This is a genomic window from Streptomyces sp. NPDC093109 (assembly GCF_040701725.1).
Lineage (GTDB): Bacteria > Actinomycetota > Actinomycetes > Streptomycetales > Streptomycetaceae > Streptomyces.
The window spans coordinates 21,225-45,463 of record NZ_JBFBEZ010000014.1; the positions used below are offsets into that span (position 1 = coordinate 21,225).

Annotated in this window: 23 protein-coding genes and 1 pseudogene; 13 read left to right on the forward strand and 11 right to left on the reverse strand. The window is 70.4% G+C overall.

The window, feature by feature from the left end:
* Window positions 1–7: 7 nt before the first annotated feature.
* Window positions 8–898 carry an NAD(P)H-binding protein gene (locus AB0389_RS15710; protein WP_366395940.1) on the forward strand — a complete coding sequence of 297 codons (891 nt, stop codon included), beginning with the start codon at window positions 8–10 and terminating at the stop codon, window positions 896–898.
* Window positions 899–917: 19 nt separating this feature from the next.
* Here AB0389_RS15710 and AB0389_RS15715 read toward each other — a convergent pair whose 3' ends face one another.
* The 7 genes from AB0389_RS15715 to AB0389_RS15745 form a co-directional block, all read right to left on the reverse strand.
* Window positions 918–1,193 carry a DUF3099 domain-containing protein gene (locus tag AB0389_RS15715; protein ID WP_366395941.1) on the reverse strand — a complete coding sequence of 92 codons (276 nt, stop codon included), beginning with the start codon at window positions 1,191–1,193 and terminating at the stop codon, window positions 918–920.
* A 135-nt stretch (window positions 1,194–1,328) separates the two neighbouring features.
* A complete protein-coding gene (locus AB0389_RS15720; protein ID WP_028439550.1) occupies window positions 1,329–1,616 on the reverse strand; it encodes a DUF1416 domain-containing protein in 288 nt (95 codons plus the stop codon).
* An 81-nt stretch (window positions 1,617–1,697) separates the two neighbouring features.
* Window positions 1,698–2,537: a sulfurtransferase gene (locus AB0389_RS15725; RefSeq protein WP_366395942.1), complete on the reverse strand. Its 840-nt coding sequence runs from the start codon at window positions 2,535–2,537 to the stop codon at window positions 1,698–1,700.
* 191 nt (window positions 2,538–2,728) lie between these two features.
* Entirely contained in the window at window positions 2,729–2,809 is an 81-nt protein-coding gene (locus AB0389_RS15730) for a putative leader peptide (RefSeq protein WP_366396070.1), read from the reverse strand.
* A gap of 182 nt (window positions 2,810–2,991) precedes the next feature.
* On the reverse strand, window positions 2,992–3,741 hold the full coding sequence (locus tag AB0389_RS15735; RefSeq protein WP_366395943.1) for a DUF2993 domain-containing protein: 750 nt from the start codon (window positions 3,739–3,741) through the stop codon (window positions 2,992–2,994).
* A 193-nt stretch (window positions 3,742–3,934) separates the two neighbouring features.
* Complete coding sequence (locus tag AB0389_RS15740; RefSeq protein ID WP_366395944.1) at window positions 3,935–5,233, reverse strand: hypothetical protein; 1,299 nt, start codon at window positions 5,231–5,233, stop codon at window positions 3,935–3,937.
* A 10-nt stretch (window positions 5,234–5,243) separates the two neighbouring features.
* The gene (locus tag AB0389_RS15745; protein WP_366395945.1) at window positions 5,244–5,498 is read right to left on the reverse strand and encodes a MoaD/ThiS family protein; all 255 of its coding nucleotides are present in this window, start codon (window positions 5,496–5,498) and stop codon (window positions 5,244–5,246) included.
* A gap of 604 nt (window positions 5,499–6,102) precedes the next feature.
* Between AB0389_RS15745 and AB0389_RS15750 the strand changes: the two genes are divergently transcribed.
* The 6 genes from AB0389_RS15750 to AB0389_RS15775 all read left to right on the forward strand — a co-directional run bounded on the left by AB0389_RS15750 (window position 6,103) and on the right by AB0389_RS15775 (window position 11,900).
* Entirely contained in the window at window positions 6,103–6,969 is an 867-nt protein-coding gene (locus AB0389_RS15750) for a response regulator transcription factor (protein ID WP_366395946.1), read from the forward strand.
* Window positions 6,970–6,993: 24 nt separating this feature from the next.
* Entirely contained in the window at window positions 6,994–8,016 is a 1,023-nt protein-coding gene (locus AB0389_RS15755) for a LacI family DNA-binding transcriptional regulator (protein WP_114660657.1), read from the forward strand.
* A gap of 208 nt (window positions 8,017–8,224) precedes the next feature.
* A complete protein-coding gene (locus AB0389_RS15760) occupies window positions 8,225–9,370 on the forward strand; it encodes a trypsin-like peptidase domain-containing protein (protein ID WP_366395947.1) in 1,146 nt (381 codons plus the stop codon).
* Between the two features lie 43 nt (window positions 9,371–9,413).
* Window positions 9,414–9,635, forward strand: coding sequence for a hypothetical protein (locus AB0389_RS15765; protein ID WP_366395948.1), 222 nt, complete (start codon window positions 9,414–9,416; stop codon window positions 9,633–9,635).
* Between the two features lie 82 nt (window positions 9,636–9,717).
* Window positions 9,718–10,491, forward strand: a complete 774-nt coding sequence (locus AB0389_RS15770) for a response regulator transcription factor (protein WP_366395949.1) — start codon at window positions 9,718–9,720, stop codon at window positions 10,489–10,491.
* On the forward strand, window positions 10,488–11,900 hold the full coding sequence (locus AB0389_RS15775; protein WP_366395950.1) for a HAMP domain-containing sensor histidine kinase: 1,413 nt from the start codon (window positions 10,488–10,490) through the stop codon (window positions 11,898–11,900). Before AB0389_RS15770 ends, AB0389_RS15775 begins: the two co-directional genes overlap by 4 nt.
* 91 nt (window positions 11,901–11,991) lie before the next feature.
* On the opposite strand, the gene AB0389_RS15780 is transcribed toward AB0389_RS15775, so the two are convergent.
* A complete protein-coding gene (locus AB0389_RS15780) occupies window positions 11,992–12,900 on the reverse strand; it encodes a phosphatidylinositol-specific phospholipase C domain-containing protein (protein ID WP_366395951.1) in 909 nt (302 codons plus the stop codon).
* A 255-nt stretch (window positions 12,901–13,155) separates the two neighbouring features.
* Here AB0389_RS15780 and AB0389_RS15785 point away from each other — a divergent pair, with 255 nt between their 5' ends.
* Together AB0389_RS15785 and AB0389_RS15790 are read left to right on the forward strand one after the other, a co-directional pair.
* On the forward strand, window positions 13,156–15,897 hold the full coding sequence (locus AB0389_RS15785; RefSeq protein ID WP_366395952.1) for an MMPL family transporter: 2,742 nt from the start codon (window positions 13,156–13,158) through the stop codon (window positions 15,895–15,897).
* 198 nt (window positions 15,898–16,095) lie between these two features.
* Entirely contained in the window at window positions 16,096–17,148 is a 1,053-nt protein-coding gene (locus AB0389_RS15790) for a hypothetical protein (protein ID WP_366395953.1), read from the forward strand.
* Between the two features lie 743 nt (window positions 17,149–17,891).
* Here the strand turns inward: AB0389_RS15790 and AB0389_RS15795 are convergent.
* Window positions 17,892–18,602, reverse strand: a complete 711-nt coding sequence (locus AB0389_RS15795; protein ID WP_366395954.1) for an SDR family oxidoreductase — start codon at window positions 18,600–18,602, stop codon at window positions 17,892–17,894.
* A 117-nt stretch (window positions 18,603–18,719) separates the two neighbouring features.
* Between AB0389_RS15795 and AB0389_RS15800 the strand changes: the two genes are divergently transcribed.
* Window positions 18,720–19,088, forward strand: a complete 369-nt coding sequence (locus AB0389_RS15800) for a MerR family transcriptional regulator (RefSeq protein WP_366396071.1) — start codon at window positions 18,720–18,722, stop codon at window positions 19,086–19,088.
* A gap of 71 nt (window positions 19,089–19,159) precedes the next feature.
* Here AB0389_RS15800 and AB0389_RS15805 read toward each other — a convergent pair.
* Window positions 19,160–19,429: pseudogene (locus tag AB0389_RS15805) on the reverse strand (IS5/IS1182 family transposase); the annotation flags it as partial.
* 676 nt (window positions 19,430–20,105) lie between these two features.
* On the reverse strand, window positions 20,106–21,053 hold the full coding sequence (locus AB0389_RS15810; protein ID WP_366395955.1) for an oxidoreductase: 948 nt from the start codon (window positions 21,051–21,053) through the stop codon (window positions 20,106–20,108).
* Between the two features lie 134 nt (window positions 21,054–21,187).
* Here AB0389_RS15810 and AB0389_RS15815 point away from each other — a divergent pair, with 134 nt between their 5' ends.
* The 3 genes from AB0389_RS15815 (at window position 21,188) to AB0389_RS15825 (ending at window position 23,732) form a co-directional block, all read left to right on the forward strand.
* Window positions 21,188–21,799: a helix-turn-helix domain-containing protein gene (locus AB0389_RS15815; RefSeq protein WP_366395956.1), complete on the forward strand. Its 612-nt coding sequence runs from the start codon at window positions 21,188–21,190 to the stop codon at window positions 21,797–21,799.
* A 106-nt stretch (window positions 21,800–21,905) separates the two neighbouring features.
* A complete protein-coding gene (locus AB0389_RS15820; protein WP_366395957.1) occupies window positions 21,906–22,379 on the forward strand; it encodes a GNAT family N-acetyltransferase in 474 nt (157 codons plus the stop codon).
* Window positions 22,380–23,174: 795 nt separating this feature from the next.
* A complete protein-coding gene (locus tag AB0389_RS15825; protein WP_366395958.1) occupies window positions 23,175–23,732 on the forward strand; it encodes a DinB family protein in 558 nt (185 codons plus the stop codon).
* Window positions 23,733–24,239: the final 507 nt, after the last annotated feature.

Genomic DNA, 24,239 nt, shown 5'->3' on the forward strand with positions numbered 1-24,239 from the left:
CCTTGCCATGATCCTCGTCACCGGCGCGACCGGAAACATCGGCACCCCACTCCTGAAGCAGCTCCACCGGAACGACCGGAACGACCGGGACGACCCGTCCCCCGGCGCCCGTCCCGTGCGCGGTCTGACCCGCGACACCGGACGGGCCGCCGCCTTCCCCACCGGCGTCGAGGCCGTCGCGGGCGACCTCACCCGTACGGACTCGCTCCACCCCGCGCTGGCCGGGGTGCGCGCGCTGTTCCTGGTGTCGCGCGTGGGCGACGACGCCGCGATCCTCGCCGCCGCCCGGGAGGCGGGCGTGGAGCATGTCGTGCTCGTCTCGTCGATCACCGTCGAGACGCACCCGCATCTGCCCGCCGCCGCGGACAACCAGAACACCGAGCGGCTGCTCAAGGACAGCGGCATGGCCTGGACGATCCTGCGGCCGACGCAGTTCGCCTCGAACACCCTGTGGTGGGCGCCGACGATCCGCGCGCACGAGCCGGTCCTGGTGCCGTACGCGGACATCGGACTGCCCGCCGTCCACCCCGCGGATATCGCGTCCGTCGCCCGGCTGGCGCTGACGGAGCCCGGGCACCAGGGGCAGACATACGCGCTGACCGGGCCGGAGCGCGTCACGCCGCGCCGGCAGGCCGCGGCCATCGGCGCCGCGCTGGGCCGGGACGTGCCCGCCGCCGAGATCAGCCGGGCGGAGGCGCATACGGGGATGGCGGCGTTCCTGGGCGTCGAGCAGGCGGACGCCGTACTCGACCTGTTGGGCGGCGACGTCAACGACGCGCTGCGCGCGGTACGCGACACGGTCCCCCGCCTCACCGGCGCCCGGGCCCTGACGTTCGGCCGGTGGGCTGCGGAGAACACGCACGCGTTCCAGGACGTCGTGGAGCCAACGCGCCTCTAGCCAGTGCCCCACACAGGCCCTAGCGGCGCTTTCTCCGCTCCAGCTCGTCCAGCCAGGCCTGCGACTTCCGCGCCTCCCGGGTCTCCGGGTCCTCCGGCGGCTCGTCCCACCAGCGGTCGTCCTTGCCGCGCGTATTGCCGACGATGGCGGCGATCGGCGGGAGCAGCAGCGCGACCACACACAGCGCGATCGCGGCCGGGAGCGACCAGATGCGCACGAAAGTCGCGGCGGAGACGAAGAGGACCAGGCATCCGCCCATGATCAGGAAGTAGCCGCGACGGCGCCGCGCGTACATACCTCCAGCGTACGACTCGCCCGAGAATGTACGACGCGAACGGCGCGAAGGGCCGTGCCCCCCGGTGGAAGCGTCCAACTCCCTGGGGCACGGCCCTCCGGCCGGTTGTTCATACGTACGAACGACGCGCGGAACTCAGACCGCGATCGCGACCTCGGACAGACCGCCGGTCTGCGCGACGACCGTACGGTCCGCCGTGCCGCCGGGAACGAGGGCGCGCACCGTCCACGTGCCCTCGGCCGCGTAGAAGCGGAACTGGCCGGTCGCCGAGGTCGGGACCTCCGCCGTGAACTCGCCGGTCGAGTCCAGCAGGCGTACGTAACCGGTGACGGGCTCGCCGTCACGCGTCACGGAACCCTGGATGGTGGTCTCGCCGGGCTTGATCGTCGAAGCGTCGGGGCCGCCGGCCTGTGCTCCACACATACTGTTCGTCCTCCGGATCGGGGCGTGCGTGATTGCTTGGGTGGCGCCGGATGGCACCGATGGCGCCGGTCGGCGCCGGAACTACTTCGCGGCGCCGAGCTCGATCGGCACACCGACGAGCGAGCCGTACTCGGTCCACGAGCCGTCGTAGTTCTTGACGTTCCCGACACCCAGCAGCTCGTGCAGCACGAACCAGGTGAGCGCCGAGCGCTCACCGATGCGGCAGTACGCGACGGTGTCCTTCGCCAGGTCGATCTGCTCCGCGGCGTACAGCTCCTTCAGCTCGTCGTCCGACTTGAAGGTGCCGTCGTCGTTGGCGTTCTTGGACCACGGGATGTTGCGCGCGGTCGGGATGTGGCCCGGACGCTGCGACTGCTCCTGCGGGAGGTGCGCCGGGGCGAGCAGCTTGCCGCTGAACTCGTCGGGCGAGCGCACGTCGACCAGGTTCTGCGTGCCGATCGCGGCGACGGCGTCGTCGCGGAAGGCGCGGATCGAGGTGTCCTGCGGCTGCGCGGTGTACGCGGTGGCCTCGCGGGACGGGACGGCCTCGACCAGGTCGCGGGAGTCCAGCTCCCACTTCTTGCGCCCGCCGTCGAGGAGCTTGACGGAGTCGTGGCCGTACAGCTTGAAGTACCAGTACGCGTAGGACGCGAACCAGTTGTTGTTGCCGCCGTAGAGCACGACCGTGTCGTCGTTGGCGATGCCCTTGGCCGACAGGAGCTTCTCGAAGCCGTCCTGGTCGACGAAGTCACGGCGGACCGGGTCCTGGAGGTCCTTCTTCCAGTCGATCCGGACGGCGTTCCTGATGTGGTTCTTGTCGTAGGCCGAGGTGTCCTCGTCGACCTCGACAATGACAACCTTCGGGTCGTCGAGGTGGGCCTCGACCCAGTCGGCGTCTACCAGGACGTCAGTACGGCTCATGCTGTTCTCCTCCGGGGCAGTTTCGGCGAGATGGTGCGGGCGGATCGTACGGGCGGGGAGCCGGATTTCCGGGGCACGGGGAAGGTGTGGACCCTGATGGCGGCGGGGGCGGGGAGGGGTCCCGAGCCCTGAGGAAGCTCGAAGGGCCGGGAGAGCGGAACGCGTAGGCGCGAACGCGCCGGACGTCCCGCTCAGTGAGTGCGACAGAGCATGGCGGCGACGCGGCACAGGTCTACTGCCCGCCGCTTCGTGAGGTCCGCCTGACGCTTCATATGTCCGATCGTAGGTAGGTCTCGACGGCCATGTCACCGTCGTGTCGCATCATGAGACGCGATCGTCCACCTGTCGAGATACGAAGGGGGCGGGCCGACCTCCACGGCCGGCCGGCTCCCCGCCGTCCTATGAGTCGCCTGCCCGTCATCCTGCCCGCGACTGCGGTACGGACACCTCCGTCTCAGCTGGTGAGCGAGACGTCCTTGCCCGTGCCCGAGAAGCGCAGCCCGTCCTCGGCCGCGGCGACCTTGTCGAGCTTGAGGGTCGACGGCATGCCGTCGATCTTCATGTCGTGGTCCAGCAGGTCCCGCACCTGACTCTCCAGCCCCGGAATCGGCAGCGGGGGCAGGTCCTCCGCCTTCCAGCGGACCGTGTCGCCGTTCACCAGCGTGACCGTGCTGTAGGCGGTGACCTTCTCGCCGTTCACCAGCGGCTTCAACGCGGCGGGGACCTGGAAGCCCGCGCCCTCCGCGACATCGGCCAGCGCCCCGGAGAGCTTGACCTGCCCCTTGGCAGCGCGCTCGGCGCCCGCGTACCCGATGGTCACGCCCTTCGGCGCCGACTGCTGGAGGGCGGCGTACGAGATCTGCGCCGAGCCGTCCGCCTCCCCGGCCGTCGCCGAGGTGAAGCTGCTGTCGATCCTGACCCGCTTGAGGATCGCGTTGACCTCGGTCACCTCGACCGTACGGCCGTCCACGGTGGCGCTGACGCCGCCCAGGCCAACCTGGACCTCGGTGAGGCTTGAGTCGAGGACCTGGGTGAGGAAGGGGAAGCCCTTGATCGAGACGCTGGGGTCATGGGTGAGCCCCTGGCTCGACTTGATCTTCTGCGCGACCTGCCCCTCGGCGAAGTAGACGGCGGCCCGGTCGGCCGCGACGAAGAGCCCGCCGAGGATCACGACGACTATCAGCAGAGTTCGCAGTGCACGCATTTCCCGGACTTCCCCCGTACTGGTACGTACTGGTTGTTTGGCGCTGGAGAGCGCTGGGCGGCATCGAGGATGCCCCATGCCGAGTCATCGACGCCCGGCAGGGGCAAACGGTTCCCCCGGATATGGTTCGTGACTCTTCACTTGTGGTTCGTGGTTCGCGGTTCGCGGTTCGTACGCGGTCAGGCCAGCATGGTCAGGCCAGCATGCGGCCCAGCAGATAGACGGCGGGCGCGGCGGCCGTCAGCGGCAGGGCCACCCCGGCGGTCATGTGGACGAACTTCGACGGGTAGTCGTAGCTTGCCGCCCGCAGCCCGATCAGCGCGCAGATGCCGGCGCCGAGCCCGATCAGCCCGCCGTCGGCACCGCTCAGATCCGTCATGCCTACGCCGACCACCGCGAGCCCCGCACCTGCGCCGGCCAGTGGCGCCGCCAGAAGGGTGATGAGGGACGGCAGCGGCAGCGCGCGGACCACGGTGGCCGCGGCGACCGCGAGCGTGCCGACGACCACCGCGTCAGGCACGGCCGCCAGATGGCCGGTCGCCAGGATCGCCAGCGCGGCGGAGGCGACGGCGGCCATCAGGCCCATCATCCGCTCGTCGGCGCCCGCGCGGCTGCGCAGCTGGAGCACGACGACGAGCAGCACCCACACGCCGAGCGTGCCGAGGATCGCGGCGGAGCCGTTCTCCCGGCCCGCCGCCAGCAGCACCACATCGGAGACGAGCCCGCCGAGGAAGGCGAGCGCGATGCCCTGCCGCGCGGGCCACATGCCGTTCAGCCGGAACCAGCCGGCCGCCGTGACCGCCTGGAGCAGGACGAGCGGGACGAGCAGGGCGTACGAGCCGATGGCCGCGCCCCCGGCGAGCAGCAGGCCGAGCAGCGCGGTCAGCGCGGCCGGCTGGATACCGGGCGGGATGATCGGCGAGCGGCCCTCGGCGCGGGCGCGCTGGGCGTCGGTCATCCGGGTGTTGCCCAGGGTGGTGGGGGCGCCGTAGCCGCTGGTGTCAGCGGGGGCCGCGGCGCCGGCGGGTGCGGAGCCGGGAGCGGCTCCCGGAGTCCCGCCCGGCACGGCTCCCGGCGCGGCTCCCGGCGCGGCTCCCGGCACGGCTCCCGTACCGCCCGGCGCGGGCTGTGGCACGCCGTACGCGCCCTGCGGCGGCAGGTACGCCGTCTGGGCGGCCGGGGCGGCCGGAGACGCTTGGTGGGCCTGGTGGGGTGCCTGGGGTGCCTGAGGCGCCTGGGAGGCCGGTGACGCCGGAGACGCCGCCTGCGGCTGTATCCGCTGGATCTGCGGCTGGTACTGCGTGTCCCAGGTCTGCCCCTCCCATGTCTGCGCGGCAACGGGCTCCCGCTGCCCCTGCCCCTGCCCCTGCGCCGGCTGCTGGGGATCGGTCCAGCCCTGAGCCCCCTGAGACTCCTGGGACCCCTGAGCCCCTTGGGACCCCTGAGACCCGGCCCCCTGGCCTCCGTACGGATACTGCTGATCGTTGCTCATGTGCTGCGGTTCACCCTCCTGCGAACGGCGGGAGCACCTCGACCGTGCCGCCCTCGGCAAGGCGTACGGTCTCATGCTCGCGGCTACCCACGGGGTCACCGTCGACAAGGAAGGAACATCCCCGCAGCAGCCGGGCGAGTTCACCGGGGTGCTTCACCCGTGCGGCCTCCAGGGCCTCGGCGAGCGACTCCGCCGCGTACGGTTCCTCCGCGAGCCCCGCCGCGGCCTTGGCCGCGGCCCAGTAGCGCATCGTGCCCGACGCCATGTCCGGCCCCTCCTCACTGCGTTCGCTCCCTCCATGATGGCGGAGAAGATCCGCGCCTCTGTGCGCCCCCTGTGCACCGTGCCGCCGAAACCCCATGAAACCTGCCGTACATGGCCTGTACACCGCCCGGATGAGGGTCCGAACACGCCTCCGGAAGCGTGCGCCGGGCGCTCCGCGCGCGCCGGCAATCTCGTGATCTGCGACATTGCCCCTCTACGCGGGGACGTAAGTGGGTTATTCTCCTCGGAAGAGGATCCGGGCAATGTCGCCCCCGGGTCCTTTTGTGTTTCCCGTCCGTTGTTACAGACAGATGACGCAGACGGAATTCACGGACAGAAGTACCGAAGGACCCCAGCAGGACCCAGTACAACCCAGCAGGACCCCGTACGACCCGGCAGAACCCCGTAGGACCACGGGCCTCAGGACGCGGGGCCCGTAAGCACCACCGAGCAGTAACACGCATGACACGCGTGACACGCAGGAAACGCATTACCCAGCAGTGCCGCATACGTCCTCGCAGGGACCGAGGAGGAACCGACGTAATGGGCAAGCGAACCGTGTACGACAACAGTCCGACCCAGGCAATTGAGGCAGGTGGGCGGCGATGAGTTCTCTGCTGCTTCTGACCAACGCGCTCCAGCCCTCCACGGAGGTGCTGCCCGCTCTCGGACTTCTGCTCCACAATGTGCGGGTGGCCCCCGCCGAAGGGCCCGCCCTCGTCGACACCCCTGGTGCCGACGTCATCCTGATCGACGGCCGGCGCGACCTCCCCCAGGTGCGCTCGCTCTGCCAGCTGCTCCGCTCCACCGGCCCCGGCTGCCCGCTGATCCTCGTCGTCACCGAGGGCGGCCTCGCGGCCGTCACCGCCGACTGGGGCATCGACGACGTACTGCTCGACACGGCGGGGCCTGCCGAGGTCGAGGCGCGGCTGCGGCTCGCGATGGGCCGCCAGCAGATCTCGACCGACGACTCCCCGATGGAGATCCGCAACGGCGACCTCTCGGTCGACGAGGCGACCTACAGCGCGAAGCTGAAGGGCCGGGTCCTGGACCTGACCTTCAAGGAGTTCGAGCTGCTCAAGTACCTCGCGCAGCACCCCGGCCGGGTCTTCACCCGCGCCCAGCTGCTCCAGGAGGTCTGGGGCTACGACTACTTCGGCGGTACGCGGACGGTCGACGTCCACGTACGGCGGCTGCGCGCGAAGCTCGGCGTCGAGCACGAGTCCCTGATCGGCACCGTACGGAACGTGGGCTACCGCTTCGTCACGCCCGAGAAGCCGGAGCGCGCGACCGAGGAGGCCAGGGCGGCCAAGGCGAAGACCGCCGCAGCCGCTGCCGCAGCCGCCGAGTCGGGCGACAACGGGCCTGGCGACGGGTTGAGCGCGGGGCTCGACGCCGTACCGGACACCGTGCGGGAGGCCGTCGGGGCGGAAGCCGTCGAAGAAGCCGCCGTACGCCCTGCCCAGCGGTAGGTCACCACGCGTAGACTGCCGCGCGTGGCCAAGGTGACGCGGGACGATGTGGCACGACTGGCGGGGACGTCGACCGCGGTCGTCAGCTACGTCATCAACAACGGACCCCGGCCGGTCGCCCCGGCCACGCGCGAGCGGGTGGTCGCCGCGATCAAGGAGCTGGGCTACCGGCCGGACCGGGTCGCCCAGGCGATGGCGTCCCGGCGGACCGACCTCATAGGGATGGTCGTGCCGGACGCCCGGCAGCCCTTCTTCGCGGAGATGGCCCACGCCGTCGAACAGGCGGCTGCCGAGCGCGGCAAGATGGTCCTCGTCGGCAACTCCGACTACCGGGACGAGCGCGAAGTCCACTACCTGCGGGCCTTCCTGGGCATGCGGGTCTCCGGGCTGATCCTGGTCAGCCAGGGTCCCAGCGAGCGCGCGGCGGCCGAGATCGACGCGTGGGACGCCCGGGTGGTGCTGCTGCACGAGCGGCCGGAGAACATCGACGACGTCGCCGTCATCACCGACGACATCGGCGGCGCGCAGCTCGCCACCCGCCATCTGCTGGAGCACGGGCACGCGTACGTGGCGTGCCTCGGCGGCATCGAGGCGACCCCGGTGGTCGGCGACCCGGTGGCCGACCACGTCGAGGGCTGGCGGCGGGCGATGCTGGAGTCGGGCCGGTCGGTGGAGGGGCGGCTCTTCCAGGCCCCGTACAACCGGTACGACGCGTATCTGATCGCGCTGGAGCTGCTGGCGGGCCCCGACCGGCCCCCGGCGATCTTCTGCTCGACCGACGACCAGGCGATCGGCCTGCTCCGGGCCGCCCGTGAGCTGCGGATCGATGTGCCGGGCGAGCTGGCGGTGGCCGGCTTCGACGACGTCAAGGAGGCCGGTCTCACGGACCCGCCGCTGACGACGGTCTCCTCGGACCGGCCGGCGATGGCGCGGGCGGCGGTGGATCTCGTACTGGACGAGGGGCTGCGGGTCGCGGGCTCGCGCCGGGAGCGGGTGAAGCAGTTCCCGTCGGCGCTGGTGGTGCGACGGTCGTGCGGGTGCGCGTGACGTACGGGTGCGCGTGATGTGCGGGTGCGCGTGATGTGCGGCGTGGTCGCTGTTGCCGTTCGCGCGACCGACTACCGGCCTTCGTAGCCGCCGTACCCGCCTCGCGACCCCCTTCCCGACCTGCCTTTATATCGGGCATACGCGGTTTTGCAGCCGTTCTCAGCGGGTCCTCAGCCTCCTCTCATACTCGGCGCCCAGAGTCATTCCCATGACGGACTACTACCGCAGCAGCGGCGACGGTGACAGCACGCAGCAGCAGCCCAGCGTGAACGCGGACACGAGCGCGAACGCGAACGCCATGGGCACCCCGCAGACGACGGAGACGCCGGAGACCGCGGCCATGCCGGAGACCTACGGCAGCCAGGCCTGGCCGCCGCCGCCCGCGTACGGCCCCACGGTCGCCGCCGCTCCGGCAGGACCGGCCCACCACGCCGCCGCCCCCGCCCCCGCCCCGGTCCGCGCCAAGCGCCCGGTCGCGCTGCTCGCCGCGGTGGCCCTCGCCGCGGCGGTCGTCGGCGGCGGGTCGGCCGCGCTGGTCGGCCGGTACACCGACAGCGGTACGAGCAACAGCGCCTCGTCGATCATCAGCGGTACGCCCGTCTCGCAGAGCAGCAAGGGCACCGTGGCCGGGGTCGCCGCCGCGCTCTCCCCCACCATCGTGGAGATCAACGCGACCTCGACGAGCGGTGCGGCCACCGGCTCCGGCGTGATCATCACGTCCGACGGCGAGATCATCACCAACAACCACGTCATCTCCGGCGCCTCGACCCTCAAGGTCCAGCTCAGCACCGGCAAGTCGTACACGGCCCAGGTCGTGGGCACCGACCCCGACAAGGACCTGGCGCTGATCAAGCTGGAGGGCGCGAGCGGCCTGAAGACGGCCACGCTCGGCGACTCCTCCCAGGTGGCGGTCGGTGACCAGGTCGTGGCGATCGGCTCCCCCGAGGGCCTGACCGGCACGGTCACCAGCGGCATCGTCTCGGCCCTGAACCGCGATGTCACCGTCGCGAAGGAGGACGGCGAGAGCCAGAGCCAGCAGGAGCAGCAGGGCGGGAACGGGAACGGCTGGCCGTTCGAGTTCGGCGGTCAGCAGTTCAACGGCGACACCGGCTCCTCGAAGACCACGTACAAGGCGCTCCAGACCGACGCCTCGCTCAACCCGGGCAACTCCGGGGGCGCGCTGATCAACATGAACGGCGAGATCATCGGCATCAACTCGGCGATGTACGCGCCGAGTTCCTCGTCCGCCGGCAGCAGCTCCAGCGCGGGCAGCGTCGGCCTCGGCTTCGCCATCCCGGTGAACACCGTCAAGGCGGACCTCGCGAAGCTGCGCTCCGGCGGCAGCGGCAGCTGATCCGTCCCGTACCAGGGAGAACCCGATCCCGAGGAGGCACACCATGACGACACAGATCACCGCGAGGACCGCTGTTACCGCCACCACCGCCGACGGCCCGGCGGGCCCCGCCGACCTGGCACTTCCGCTCGCGCTCGTACAGGATCTCTTCCAGCACCACGCGCGGCACGCGGACCCCGTCCGGCCCGCCCGGCGTGCGGACGAGGTGCGTACCGTCTCCCCCAGGATGCGGACGGCACGCCGCCGGGCCGCCGTGCGAGGCTGAGACGCACTGCGACCCGCCGGGACGCGGTTCGCGCCGTACCGTTCACGACCACAGACCGACCGACTGACGAGGTAGCCGCCACATGAGTCCCGCCGAAGGCGATTCCCACAGAATCCTGATCGTCGACGACGAGCCCGCCGTACGGGAAGCCCTCCAGCGGAGCCTCGCCTTCGACGGCTACGGGACCGAGGTCGCCGTGGACGGTCTCGACGCGCTCACGAAGGCCGCCGCGTACGCGCCCGACCTGATCGTCCTCGACATCCAGATGCCCCGGATGGACGGGCTGACGGCCGCCCGCCGGCTGCGGGCCGGCGGTTCGAAGGTGCCGATCCTGATGCTGACCGCGCGCGACACCGTCGGCGACCGGGTCACCGGCCTGGACGCGGGGGCGGACGACTATCTCGTCAAGCCCTTCGAGCTGGACGAGCTGTTCGCACGGATCCGCGCGCTGCTGCGGCGCAGCTCGTACGCGTCGGACGTGGGCGAGGCCCCGGCGGACGATGTGCTGGCCTTCGCGGACCTGCGGATGGACCTGACGACGCGCGAGGTGACGCGCGGGGAGCGGCGGGTGGAGCTGACCCGTACGGAGTTCACCCTGCTGGAGATGTTCCTGGCGCACCCCCGGCAGGTGCTGACCCGCGAGCAGATCCTCAAGGCGGTCTGGGGCTTCGACTTCGAGCCGAGCAGCAACTCGCTGGACGTGTACGTGATGTACCTGCGCCGGAAGACGGAGAGCGGGGGCGAACCGCGGCTGGTGCACACCGTGCGCGGGGTCGGGTACGCGCTGCGCGCGGACGCGGCGGGCGGTGCGGGCGGGGCGACCGTCCCTGCGGGCGGCTTCGGTGGCCCGTCGTGACGTCGCTGATCCGCCGGCTCCGTACGCTCCCGCTGCGTTCCCGGCTGGCGCTGCTGGTGGCCTCGGCCGTGGCGGTCGCGGTGGCCGTGGTGGCCGTGTCCTGCTGGGTGCTGACGCGCAACCAGCTGGAGAGCGAGCTGGACACATCCCTTCAGAACACCGCCGCTCCGCCGGACGCCATCCGTAACGCCCTCGACAACTGCGGCGCCACCAACACCACCGACAACCGGGCTTCGTTCGCCTATATCCAGGTGGTCCTGAGTGACGGGACGCGCTGCGTCACCACGTACTCGGAACCCGTGACGGTACAGAAGGACGATGTCGCCGTCGCACGCGGTACGGCGGACACCACCCTGCACAACAGCACGACCGCCAGCGGCGCCAAGGTCCGTGTCTTCACCCAGCGCCAGCAGGTCCCGGTCCGGCCCGGCGTCCAGGCCGCCGTCTCGGTGTCGCGGCCCCTCGCCGAGATCGACTCGTCGCTCAACCAGCTCGCACTGCTGCTCGCGGCCGTCGCCGGCGTCGGCATCATCGGCGCGGGCGCGGCCGGGCTCTGGGTGGCGCGGGCCGGGCTGCGGCCGGTCGACGATCTGACCCGCGCGGTCGAGCACATGGCCCGTACCGAGGACCTCACGGTCCGGATCCCGGTGGAGGGCGAGGACGAAGTGGCCCGGCTCTCACGGTCGTTCAACTCGATGACCGCCGCGCTCGCCTCCTCCCGCGACCGGCAGTCGCAGCTGATCGCGGACGCCGGGCACGAGCTGCGGACCCCGCTCACCTCGCTCCGTACGAACATCGAGCTGCTCGCCCGCAGCGAGGAGACCGGCCGCGCGATCCCGCCCGACGACCGCAAGGCGCTGATGGCGTCCGTCAAGGCACAGATGACCGAACTCGCTTCGCTCATCGGCGACTTGCAGGAGCTGTCCCGCCCGGACGCCGCCGATCCGGGACCGCTCCAGGTCATCGGTCTGCACGACACCATGACCAGCGCCCTCCAGCGGGCCCGGCTGCGCGGCCCGGACCTGACGATCGACGCCGAGCTGAACCCGTGGTACGTACGGGCCGAACCGGCCGCGCTGGAACGGGCGTTGGTCAACGTCCTGGACAACGCGGTGAAGTTCAGCCCGTCCGGCGGCACGATCGAGGTCGCGCTGAGCAGGAGCGGCGAGCTGACCGTACGGGACCACGGTCCCGGCATCCCGGCCGAGGAACTCCCGCACGTCTTCGAGCGGTTCTGGCGCTCGTCGTCGGCCCGCGCACTGCCGGGCTCGGGGCTCGGGCTGTCGATCGTGGCCCGTACGGTCCAGCAGACGGGCGGCGACGTCGCACTCCGGCAGGCGGCGGGGGGCGGGACGGTGGCGGTCATCCGTATCCCGGGGGCGCCGATGCCGCCGCCGGACACGTACTGACCGCTTGACCGCCGGGCCGCCCGGCCGCCGCCCTTCGTACCTCTCAGCCGTTGTGACGTTCAGCGGTTGTGACGTTCAGCCGTTGTGACGTTCAGCCGTTGTGCCGGATGAGGGACTCGACCAGGCCGGACCGGGTGGCCGGGAAGTCCAGCGGGACGATCCCGAGCCCGCGCCAGCCGCTCCCCTCGGACCCGTCGAGGAGGCTGTGCACCTGCGGGTTGAGCTGGTCGGAGTTCCAGCGGGGCGGCAAGTAGGCAGCCGTGCTGACGTAGTTGATGTACATCTTGCCCGGCTGCTGTACGGCCTTGCGGAACTGGGCCGCGATCTTGGGGTACTTGGCGGCGGGCAGAGCCTGGTAGTCGTCCTGGATGTCGAAGAGGTTGCTGTCCCCGTACCGTACGCCGGGCATGCCGCCGACGTCCGCGAGCAGCACCACCCGCCCGCGCGCCTGGCCGAGCGTCGGCAGCCCGCCGTCGAGGCGGAAGAGGGAACGCCAGCCCTTGCCGTCGAGGTACGTGTCGAAGATCCGCCGGAACTCGGTGTCGCTGACCGACGAGTACTCCTGCTTGACGCGCATGAGCACGGTCTCGGAGGGGCGCGCCTGGAGGAAGGCGCGGCAGGCGCCGAGGACGTCGTCGAAGTTGAGGTTCTGATAGAACGCGGCGTGGTGGATGCTGAACGCGTTGTCGAAGGCCCGGCACCGGATGTCCAGGAAGCGCACCCCGCTCTCGAGTTGCTCGGCGATGCTGGTGTTCTGACACGCCACGTAGAGCCCTCCCACGCGCGCGCCGGAGTCGTGCGTGCCGGGGATGGTCAGCCGCTGTACGGGGGTGGAGTCGGCGAAGCCGCCCATCCAGTCCTGCGTGGCGGCGGCTGCGGGGCTCGCGCCGAGGCCCACACCGGCGAGGGCGGTGGCGGACACGGCGAGCGCGCCGGCGAGAAAGCCGCGTCGTCCAAGTGAGCTGCTGCGTACGAGAGTTGAACCGTCGGTCGTGATCATGCGGGGGGCCTCCGTGGCGCGTGGGGTCGGACGGGGCGAACGGGCCCTCGGATTATGACCGCAACACATCACGTCTGAACACCCCTTTCAGTGAAGCCGAGTTGACCGCCATACGGCTTCCCGGGGAGCCGCGTTGGGGGTAGCCCCACCCCGGACTCTGCTGGTGCTCCCATGGTCCGGCGACCCGCTCCGGAGAAGGATCGACCCCACCACTCCACGCACGGTCGCCGGACCAGAGAGACGGTCGAAACAACCATGTCTGAGGCTCAGGGGCTCATCGCCCGAACCGGAAACTGGTGCTTCCGGCACCGCTGGCAGACGCTGCTGATCTGGGCGGTCGCGGTCGCCATCGGCGTCCTGAGCGCCGGGCCGGTGTTCGGCTCGATCTCGGGCCGGGCCGGATCGTCGTCCATGGAGTCGCTCCAGGCGGGCGCCGTACTCGACGAGGGAAGCGAGCGCGGCGGGGTCGTCATCGGTGTCATCGACGGCGTCGACACTGCCGCGCCGGCGGTACGGGAGGACGTGCGGGCGCTCGCCGGCACACTCCAGCGGGTGGCCGGGGTGGCGGAGGTCGTCACTCCGTACGACGCGGGGCTGTCGGCGGCCGAGACGACGATGCTGACGGCCAAGGACAAGAGGGGTCTGCTCGTACAGGTCACCCTGTCCAAGCCGGCCAAGGACGGGGATGGAGGCGCGGGCGGGGACGGAAGTGGGGACGGAGGCGCGGGCGGAGGCGGGGGCGGGGACGCGGACAAGGCCGCGGAGGCGGAGGACACCGCGGTCGACGCGCTCACCGACGCCCTGCACGGCTTCGCCGCGACCCTCGTGGACAGCGGCCAGACCGACGCCCGGGTGACCGTCGGGGGCGAGCCGGTCATGGAGAAGCAGTTCAATGAGCAGGCGAACTCGGACCTGTCCGGCGCGGAGACACTTTCACTGCCGATCACCCTGGTCGTGCTGGTGTTCATCTTCGGCGGTGTGATCGCGGCGGGGCTGCCGGTGCTCGGCGCGGTGGTGTCGATCGCGTCCTCGATGACCATTCTGCTGCTCATCACCCGGTTCACGTCCATCACTTCGGACGCGGTGACGGTGGTGACACTCCTCGGGATGGGCCTGTCCATCGACTACGGGCTGCTGCTGGTCGCCCGCTACCGCGAGGAGCTGGGGGCCGGTTACGGGTCCGAGGAGGCGTTGAACCGCGCGTGGGCGACCTCGGGGCGGACCATCGCCTTCAGCGCCCTGACGGTGGCCGCGGCGCTGACCGGACTGCTCATGTTCGACATCCCCGAGCTGGCGGCGCTCGGCGCGGCCGGTGTGGCGATCGCGCTGGCGTCGATGCTGGTGGCGCTGACGCTGACGGCGGCGCTGACCGGCTTCGCCCGTAACCGGATCAAGCCGGCGAAGCGGCGGGAACGGCGTGGGGCGCAGGCTGTGGCTACGGGGGTGGCTACGGGGGTGGACACCGCCGAGACGGACGCCGCAGAGACGGGCGTCTTCGCCGGGCTCGCCCGCCGCGTCCAGCGCCGTCCGCTGACCACCATGCTGGTCACAGGCGTGGCCCTGGTCGCCGCGAGCCTTCCCGTGCTGTCGATGTCGATGCATCTCAGCGACCCCGGAGCGCGCCCCAGGTCGCTGGAGTCCGTACGGGTCACGGATCAGCTCGCCGACCGGTTCGACCTGCCGACGGTCCCGACCATCACGGTCGTCGCCCGTACCGATGCCGCCGCCCTGGACGACTGGGCGCAGCGCTGGACGGACCGCCCCGGCGTCACCCGCGTCTACCCGGCGCAGGAGGCCGGCCCCGGGCTGGCGACCGTCGGCATCGACACCACCGGCGACCCCGAGGGCGCCACGGCCCGCGACCTGGTCCACGAGATCCGCGCCGACCGTCCCGACGGCGGCCGGTCGGGCGGCGAGTCAGGCGCCCAGTCAGGCGGCCAGTCGTGGGTGACCGGCGACGCGGCGGCCCTGGACGACATACTCCAGCAGATCACCGACCGGCTGCCACTGGCGATCGCGGTCACACTCGTCGCAATGATCATCCTGCTCTTCGCGATGACCGGCTCCGTCGTCGTACCCCTCACGGCCGTCGCCATGAACACACTGTCGCTCGGCGCGACGTTCGGCCTGATGGCCCTGGTCTTCCAGCACGGCTTCCTCGCCGACCCGCTCGGCCTGCTGACCATCGACGGCTTCAGCCCGTTCACGGTGGTGTGCGTCTTCGCCTTCGCGTTCGGCCTGTCGATGGACTACGAGGTGTTCCTGCTGGGCCGCATCAAGGAGTACGTGGCCGAGGGCCTGGAAACGGACGTCGCGGTACGCCGCGGCCTCCAGCACTCGGGCCGGATCATCACCTCGGCCGGGCTGCTGATGGTCATCGTCTTCGGCTGCTTCGTCACCGGCCGCATGGGCTCGATCCAGCAACTCGGCCTGGGCCTGGCCCTCGCGGTGGCCCTGGACGCCACGGTCGTACGGTGTGTCCTGGTCCCGGCCGTCATGACCCTGCTGGGCCGTGCCAACTGGTGGGCACCGACCTGGCTGAAGCGCGTCCACGGCCACATCGGCCTGAACGAAACGGTGCTCCCGACGACGGCGCCGGTGCCGGCCTCACCGGCACGGACGGAGCCGCTTCCACTGCCCCGAGTCCAGCACCCCGAGCCGCAGCGAGGCGCAGCCACCCAGGTCCTGACCAAGAAGAGGACAGAGGTACGAGCGGAGGTACGGCCGGAGGTACGGGCGGCGGAGCAAGCGACGGAACGGCCGGCGGAACGACCGGAAACACCGACCCTCCACCGCCACCGGAAGTCCCTCGGCATCGCCTACCTCTGGTGGTTCCCCCTCGGCCTCTTCGGCGCCCACCACTTCTACCAGGGGAAGACCGGCCGGGGCGTGCTCTACCTGTGCACGGTCGGTCTCGTGGGAATCGGCTGGCTGATCGACCTCGTCACCCTGCCCGGCCAGATCCGCAGAACCAACCAGTCCCGCGACGGAATCTGACGCGTCACGGCACACCAGCAGGACAGCAGGACAGCAGGACACAGTGACCACCCGGCCGGCCCCGGGTGGTCACTGCGGTTACGCGGGCCCGCCCCTCACGGAACAGCGCCGGAACGCTGCCGTCCGGACGCGATGACGGATACCGTGAAGAGACCGCCTCGGTCGGGGTGGGCCCTGAGCCTGTGGGGGGTGACGGTCATGGCAGATTCGGACCGGACCGGGGGCGAGCCGGTCACGATGCACGCGGTCGAAATACCCTTGGATGTAAAGAGAGCCTGCGGGGCTCGGTTCATCCCCAGCGCGTCATGCGCGTTCGAGGACAGCGTCCGCGTCTACCGTCCCAGCCCGAACGGCGACGAGAAGCTGCACTGCACGGAAGCCGACCTGGCCCGGTGGGCAGCGGCCGAGCGCGCATACCTCGACACGCTCTCCAGAGCGCTGGAGGAGTTCTACCGCGCCCACGGCGGCTGGAACGCCCGGGTGGACCTGCTCAGAGGAATCGCGAACTGGACGCCGTTACCTCCGTTTCTCCGTCTGCCGGGCCGACGAAAAAGGGCCAGGATTCGGTCGCACAACGCGCAACGTGCCTTTCTGGCCGCCATCGAGCCGGCGACCAAGACATACGAGTCCGTACGCGACGAGATCACTCAGCGGATCAAGTCTCGGCACAGGACGGCGAAGGAGATCGCCGACCAGCGCGTATGGAACTACATCACCGAGAGCACCGACATGCACTCCGGCACGGTCTTTCTCGTATACCGATGCGATCTATCACCCATACCCACCTCTCCCCCCAAATCACCGAGGCCGCTGAACGCGCACCAACTGGACGCACAACTAAGCAGGTTGGGTGGACTACTCGGACTCCAACGAATCAGGTGGGAGCCTCGGGCCCGCGCTCGGGTTGCGCAGGAGTGCCGAGAGCTGGGCTTGCCCATCACCTTCACGGAGTGGTGGCACATAGTGACCGATGAACTCTGGGAACCAGCAGCCGAACAATCACCCAAGAGTCAGAGCGTCTCCGGCTCATCCTCCGGCAATCCCTCGTCCTCTTCCGCCAGCCACAGCACCCCCCAGAGCGACACTCCCAGCCCAAGCAGCGAATACGGCCACGGTAGTGGCAGGGGCGGCAACGGCGACTACATCAACATCACCACCGAGTACCTCTACGACCAAGTAGCCAATGGTGGCACCGTAAGAAGCACCTCCAACGACGACGACTCCAACACCGGAAGCGGCGACGACTGGTGACCCAGCCACGCGCGACCGGTCGCGGAGGTTGTGGGCACGGGGCCGCCCCTCCTGCTTTGAGTGTCGCGTCTCCGTGACAGGTGTAAAGGGCGCTCCTGCGTCGCGTCGGCTGCGCCGATTTCGCTTCGCTCACCCTTGACACCTGTCCCGGAGTCGCAAGTGCGGCTTTTCGGGAGGGGCGGCCGGGGGTGAGGGGGGCCCAGGAGGTCCGCTGTCCTACCACTCGGCTCAGGGTCCGGCGGGCCGGTGGGCCCTGCGGGGCTGCGCGGCAGTGGCATGGGGCTGCCCGGCTCGTCTCGGCGGCTGACGGCCGCCCGTCGGCTGGCACTCATGCCCCGCTGGTCACCGTTGCGTTGTGGTGCCCGGGAGGTGGGCGGGAGTTGCAGTCCGGCCGGGGTCCTCGGGCCGGTCCGGGGTCTCCGGGCGGTGTACGGGGGCGGGGAGTGTGACGTTAGAGCCACTTCCGGCACGTCAGACGACTGCAACGTCACAGTCGCCGGGATCAAGCACCCCACCCCCACCAACATGTCCTATATGGGGCGCTTTGGCGGGCAGTTGGCGGCCTCTCCGGACGGCTCATGTGTCCTGAGGTGCATAAGAGAGCCCGGCGGTAGGCGTCACTTGAGTCCTCTGGTCGTGGGCAGGTGTCCCAGCGGTAGCGCGGCGGACGCGCGTGCGGAGCGTGACGAGTACGCATGGCCGCGCCCGGCTGAAGCCCGGCCGGGCGGGCGGCTGCCGAAGGGTCAGACGGCGGGAACCGCCTGCGGATAGAGGACGCTCGGGTCGGCGGAAAGGGTCGCTTTGAGCTGGACGGAGTTGTTGTCGGCGAGGATCTCCATCTTCCCGGCCTCGATACCGTCGAGGGCGGCGCGCACGACATCGGCGGGGTCGTTCTTCTCCACGTCCCACCCGGCCATCATGTCGGTGTCGGTGCTGGCCAGGTGCAGGCCCGTCACCGCGGTTCCCTGGCCCGCGAGTTCGAGGCGGATGCCGTTGGTGAGGCTCCACGCCGCCGCCTTCGCCGCGCTGTAGGCGTTGGCCCCGTCGTAGGCGAGCCAGGACATCGCCGACAGGACGTTGAGGATGGCCCCACCGCCGTTGGCGGCCAGGACGGGAGTGAACGCCCGGACCACGTTGAGGGTGCCGAAGTAGTTGGTGTCCATCTCCAGCCGGATCTTCTCGGGGTCCCCGGTGACGAGGTTCTGCTGGGTGAAGACGCCGGCATTGTTGATCAAGAGGGTGACGTCCGAGGCCGCGCCCGCCGCGGCGGCGACCGAAGCCGGATCGGTGATGTCGAGCCGCAGCACCTCCACACCGGGGAGGTCGACGAGGTGGGGGGTGCGCGCGGTCGCGTAGACCTTGGTGGCGCCCCGGTGCAGGAGCTGTTGGGCGAAGTGCCTGCCGATGCCGCGGTTGGCGCCGGTGACGAGGGCGACGGAGCCGGTGATCTTCATGGGGAGTCTCCTGGCAGTGGTGAGGTGATTCCTGTCCGGGCTGTTCACGGGCTACGCTAGAACCTGACGTTGACGTCAGAGGCAAGAAACATGATCCAGGTCACAGAGGGGGCGTTGATGCGCATCGGTGAGCTGGCCTCAAGGGTGGGCGTGAGCGTGCGGGCACTGCGCTACTACGAAGAGCAGGACCTGCTGGCCTCGGCGCGCAGCCCCAGCGGCCAGCGGCAGTACCCGGACAGCGCGGTCGACCGCGTCCAGCTGATTCAGCAGCTGTACTCCGCAGGGCTGCCGAGCAGGACGATCCTGGAACTGCTGCCGTGCGTCGAGACCGGTGACGTGACCCCCGCGCTGCTCGACCGGCTGTCGGCCGAGCGGGACCGCATCGATGCGCAGGTCAGTACCCTGGTGAAAACCCGGGACCGGCTCGACGCCATCATCACCACAGCCTCCACAGCCAGAAGCGCGGGTCGGCCCTGCCCTCGTTGAGCAGCTCGCCTTTCCCCAGGCGTGCGGCAGTGCTTGTCCGCCCGACGCAGACGGACTCCCGTCAGCAGGCGTCACTGGAGTCTCTTGGTGGTGGGCCGTCCGTCCCAGCGGTAGAGCGGGGTCGCGCGGCGGATGAGCATGCGGAGCGTGACGATTGCGGCGGACAGGTAGAGGTAGAAGTCCACAGCGCACTGGCGCTTCTCGGTGCAGCGGCGGAGCTTGCCGAAGCCGTTCATCCATGCGTGGCTCCGCTCCACGACCCACCTCTTGCCGGCCTGGATCGGTGCGGGCACGCCCTTGCGGGCGATCTCGCCGGTGAAGCCCAGTTCGTGGCAGCCGAGCGGATGGGTATCGACATGCTCGGGCAGCAGCGCTGCGAACTGGTCCCACAGGCGTTCGAGCAGGCATGATGGCAGGACAGGCGCGAACCCTCCGGCGATCACTGAGCGTCAAGAACTCCATGATCACCCAGGCTCGTGCCTGTCTTGCCTCCGGGTCGTCACACGGCCATTCGTCACGCCTACCGCCGGGCTCTCCAAGGCGCACTCCTGGACCCGAAGACCGCCTCCGCGAGCCCACTTACCGCCACACACATCCCACCAGCCCCTCCCCCACCCGGAGTGATCAGCGGGGCATGAGTCGCAGCAAACAGCGCACCGCCGGCCGCCGAGACGGCGCGCCACCACCCCATGCCACTGCCGCTCAGCCCCGCAGGGCCCACCGGCCCGCCGGACCCTGAACCGGCCCGCAGCCCGGCCGGCCACCCGGGCACCCCCCACCCCCGGCCGCCCCTCCCGAAAAGCCGCACTTGCGCTGGAGGACCGGGTGTCCAGGGTGGAGCGCAGCGCAATCGGCGCAGCCGACGCGACGGAGGAGCGCCCTTGATACCCGGCCCGGAAGCGCGAAACTCACAACAGGAGGGGCGGCCCCCATCCCCACAACCCGCACCACCGACCACACCCCCACCCCACCGGCCCCGGCGCCGCACCACCCGCGTCGACAACTCCCGTGTCGGCTCTACGACTGGAGCTGCGCGAGCGGATAACTGACACCCGTCAGCCGCTCGGACTCCCGCCAGAGGCGGCCTTGTGCCGCGGCGTCGTGGGATCCGGCGCTGGACTCGACCCGCTGGGGGTGGCCGGTGAACTGGGCGCGGCCGGGCGGGCCGTAGTACTCGCCGCCTCGCGCGGCCGGGTCCACCGCGGCGCGCACCATGCCCAGCGCGCCGACCGTCCGGTCCTGCAGAATCCAGCCGGTCAGCGCCTTGATCCGCGGGTCGAAGAGGAACCGGTTGGCCGGGCTGAGATCCCGGGTGAACTCCGTACGGGACATGCCCGGATGCGCGGCAAGGGCGACGGTGTGCGCGCCGGCCGCGGACAGTTGGCGCTGCAACTCGTAGGTGAACATCAGGTTGGCCAGTTTCGACGCGCTATAGACGCCGCTTCTCCGGTACTTCCGGCGGGCCTGGAGATCGTCGAAGTCCAGGGAAGCACCACGGTGGACAAGACTGCTGACCGTCACCACCCGCGAGCCGGGCACCGGGAGCAGCCGGTCCAGGACCAGCCCGGTGAACGCGAACACACCGAGGTGGTTGGTCGCGAACGTCGCTTCGAAGCCGTCCTCCGTCACCGTGCGTTCCTTGGAGCCGAGCATGCCCGCGTTGTTGATGAGCAGGTCGATGCGCGCGTGCTCGGCACGCAACTCCTCGGCGGCCTCGCGCACCGACGCCTGGGACGCGAGATCCAGCCGCAGTGTGGTGACGGACGAGCCGGGTGCGGCGGCACGGATACGGTCGGCGGCGTCGGCCGCCTTGGCCGGCGTACGGCAGGCCAGCACCACCGCGGCACCGCGCCGGGCCAGAATCCGGGCCGCCTCGAAGCCGATCCCGGTGTTGGCGCCGGTGACCACCACCGTACGTCCGCCCTGGTCAGGGACGTTGTCGGCGGTCCAGGCCTGGTCAGACATGGCAGTACCTCCTAGAATCGGGACAGGCATCCCGCTTACTTGAAGAGGGACGATACGGGACGGCCATCCCGGTTGTCCACGCCCCCAGCCCCGCGCCCCACACCCATACCCGCACCCCGAGAAGGACCAGAACCATGACCGCCGAACCACCACTGCGCGCCGACGCGCGGCGCAACCGGGCCCACGTCCTGGAAGTGGCCGCCCGGATCTTCGCGACCGAAGGGCTGTCCGTACCCGTGCACGAGATCGCGCGCCGCGCGGGCGTCGGCACCGGCACTGTCAGCCGGCACTTCCCCACCAAGGAGGCTCTGTTCACGGCGATCCTGCGCGCCCAGGTGGTGGAACTCGCCGCCCAGGCAGACGAGTTCGCCGAGCGGGAGGAACCCGGAGCCGCATTCTTCATGTACCTCGCCGCCACCGTGCGCGCGGGCGCGGCCAACCGCGGCCTGGCCGAGCAACTGGCCGCCGCCACGGCCACCACCACCACCACCACCACCACCACCACCGCTGCCACTGCCACTGCCACTGCCACCGGAGCCCCGGACTCCCACCACGAGCGCATGGGCCTCGACCTCCTCTGCGACCGCACGGACAGCCTGCTCGCGAACGCCCAGAAGGCCGGTGCCGTACGCCCCGACGTCACCGCCGCCGACGTCAACGCGCTGATGGGCGCCTGCATGACCCGGGGCGAGGGGGCCGCGCTGGAGCCGATCATCGCGGTCGTCAGCGACGGATTGCGTGCGTAGCGGATGCGCCCGGATCGCTCATCTGCGATAGTCACGCGCTGTGGACAGATCTGAGCCTGTACTTGAACTCGCGTTCCGGCGTGCGGAACGCTCCGACGCGGCCGGCATGGCCGACGTATGGCTCCGTTCCTTCGCCGCCGCGCTGCCGACCGTACGCCGCGCGCACAGCGACGACGAGGTGCAGAACTGGTTCTCGTACGTGGTCGTGCCCCAGTACGAGAGCTGGGTGGCCGTCGCCGACGGCACCGCGATCGGCCTCCTGGCCCTCGACGGCGACGAGCTCGACCAGCTCTACCTCGATCCGGCGTGGCGCGGCCGGGGTGTGGGCGACCGTTTCATAGAACTGGCCAAGCAACGGCGGCCCACCGGCCTGGAGCTGTGGACATTCCAGGTCAACGGACCGGCCCAACGGTTCTACGAGCGACACGGTTTCACCGCGGCCGAGCGCACCGACGGACTGCGCAACGAGGAGTACGAACCGGACGTCCGCTACACCTGGCAACCGCAGGCGCAAGCCCCGGCTCACGATCAGTCGCCGGCCCGAGCCTCCCTGACGGACGCCTCCAGCCGGTTCCAGTGATCCTGGTACCAGGCCTCGTCGCCGCCGCCCATGTTGCTGTTGGACTCTCGCACGACACCCACAGGACGCCCGTCCGGACACTGTCTGCGGGTCACTACGGACGCCCGGCATGGTCCACGGGGGCGAGTGTTGAGCGTGGGGCCGCCCCCTTCGGCTGTCATTGTCGCGCTTCCGGGCCGGGTATCAAGGGCGCTCCTCCGTCGCGTCGGCTACGCCGATTCCGCTGCGCTCCACCCCTGACACCCAACCCTCCAGCGCAAGTGCAGGAGTGGGGGGGCGGCCGGGGGAAGGGGGGCCCAAGAGGTCCGCCCGTTCTACCACTCGGCTCAGGGACCGGCGGCCCGGCGGACCCTGCGGGACCACGCGGCAGAGGAGAGGGGCGGTCCGACACCGGCTCAGCGGCCGACGGTCCGTTGCCGGTTGCGACTCATGCCCCGCTGGTCACTCTGGGGTGGTGGTGGGTCTGCTGGGACTCGTGTGGCGGTAAGTGGGCTCCCGGAGGAAGTCTTTGGGCCCTGGAGTGCGTCTTATGCACCTCAGGACACATGTACCGTTCGGAGAGACCCCCAACCGCCTACCAAATCATCCTATATGGGGCAGATTGGCGGGGGTGAGGGAGTTGATCCCGACGACTGCGACGCTGCGGCCGTCCGACGGGCCCGAAGTGGCTCCAACGTCGCAGCCAACGGACGGCCCCAGCGTCATATCCCGGTGCGGTACGGTCTCGCGGCTCACGGCCGGCGGCGGCATCCGCGAGGGTCGCGGCCAGGTCTCCGTTCTATGTAGCGTGCGGAAATGACGAGAAGCGAGCGAATCGCGGACCAGCTGGACCGGCACTGGCACAAGAACCTGCGGCCACGGCTGGACGGTCTTGCCGATGAGGAGTACTTCTGGGAGCCGGTGCGCGACTGCTGGAGCATCCGCCCACGTGGCACGTCGGCCGCACCGGCAGTTTCGGGGGAATGGACGATGGACTACGAGTCCCCCGCCCCGGAGCCGGCGCCGGTGACCACGATTGCCTGGCGGCTGGCGCACATCATCGTCTCCTGCCTGGGCTATCGGGTCGCATGGCACTTCGGCGGCCAGGACGTCGACTACCAGACATTCGCCTACGCGAGGACCGCTGACGAGGCCCTGAAACAGCTCGATGAGATGTACGGGAGATGGCACGCGGGGGTCTGCAAGCTCTCGGACGCCGACCTGGAGAATCCGCCCGCGGCAGGCACCGAGCGGTTCCCCATGGAAGGCATCGTCCTGCACGTCAACCGGGAGCTGATCCATCACGGCGCCGAGATTTCCCTGCTGCGCGACCTCTACCGCCGGCAGGACGGAGCCGTACCGCGCCGAATATGACCCTCCGGCACCGGCGATCGAGCTTCGGAAACCTACGTGGACTCCGGGACGCTCCATGGCTGCGGACTACGTAAGGGTGGCGGCCCCGCAGGGTCCACCGGGCCGCCGGACCCTGAGCCGAGTGGTAGGGCAGCGGACCTCCTGGGCCCCCCTCACCCCCCCGGCCGCCCCTCCCGCGCCTGCACTTGCGCCGGAAGGGCAGGTGTCAAGGGTGTAGCGAAGCGTAATCGGCGCAGCCGACGCGACGCAGGAGCGCCCTTTACACCTGTCCTGGAGGCGCGACACTCACAGCTGGAGGGGCGGCCCCACGTCCACAACCTCCGCCACCGGCCCACCCCACTCGGCGTCGCTCTGACCCGCACCCGACAGCAGCGGCCCGGAGACCGAAGCCCCACGCCGACTCTCTCGCCGAGGGTGCCGGTCGAGCGACCGGTCCGGCTCCTTCCCCGTTGCCGAACGGGCCTATCGGCACACACCATCGAGCTGCCGGTCCGGCATCGTGAGCAG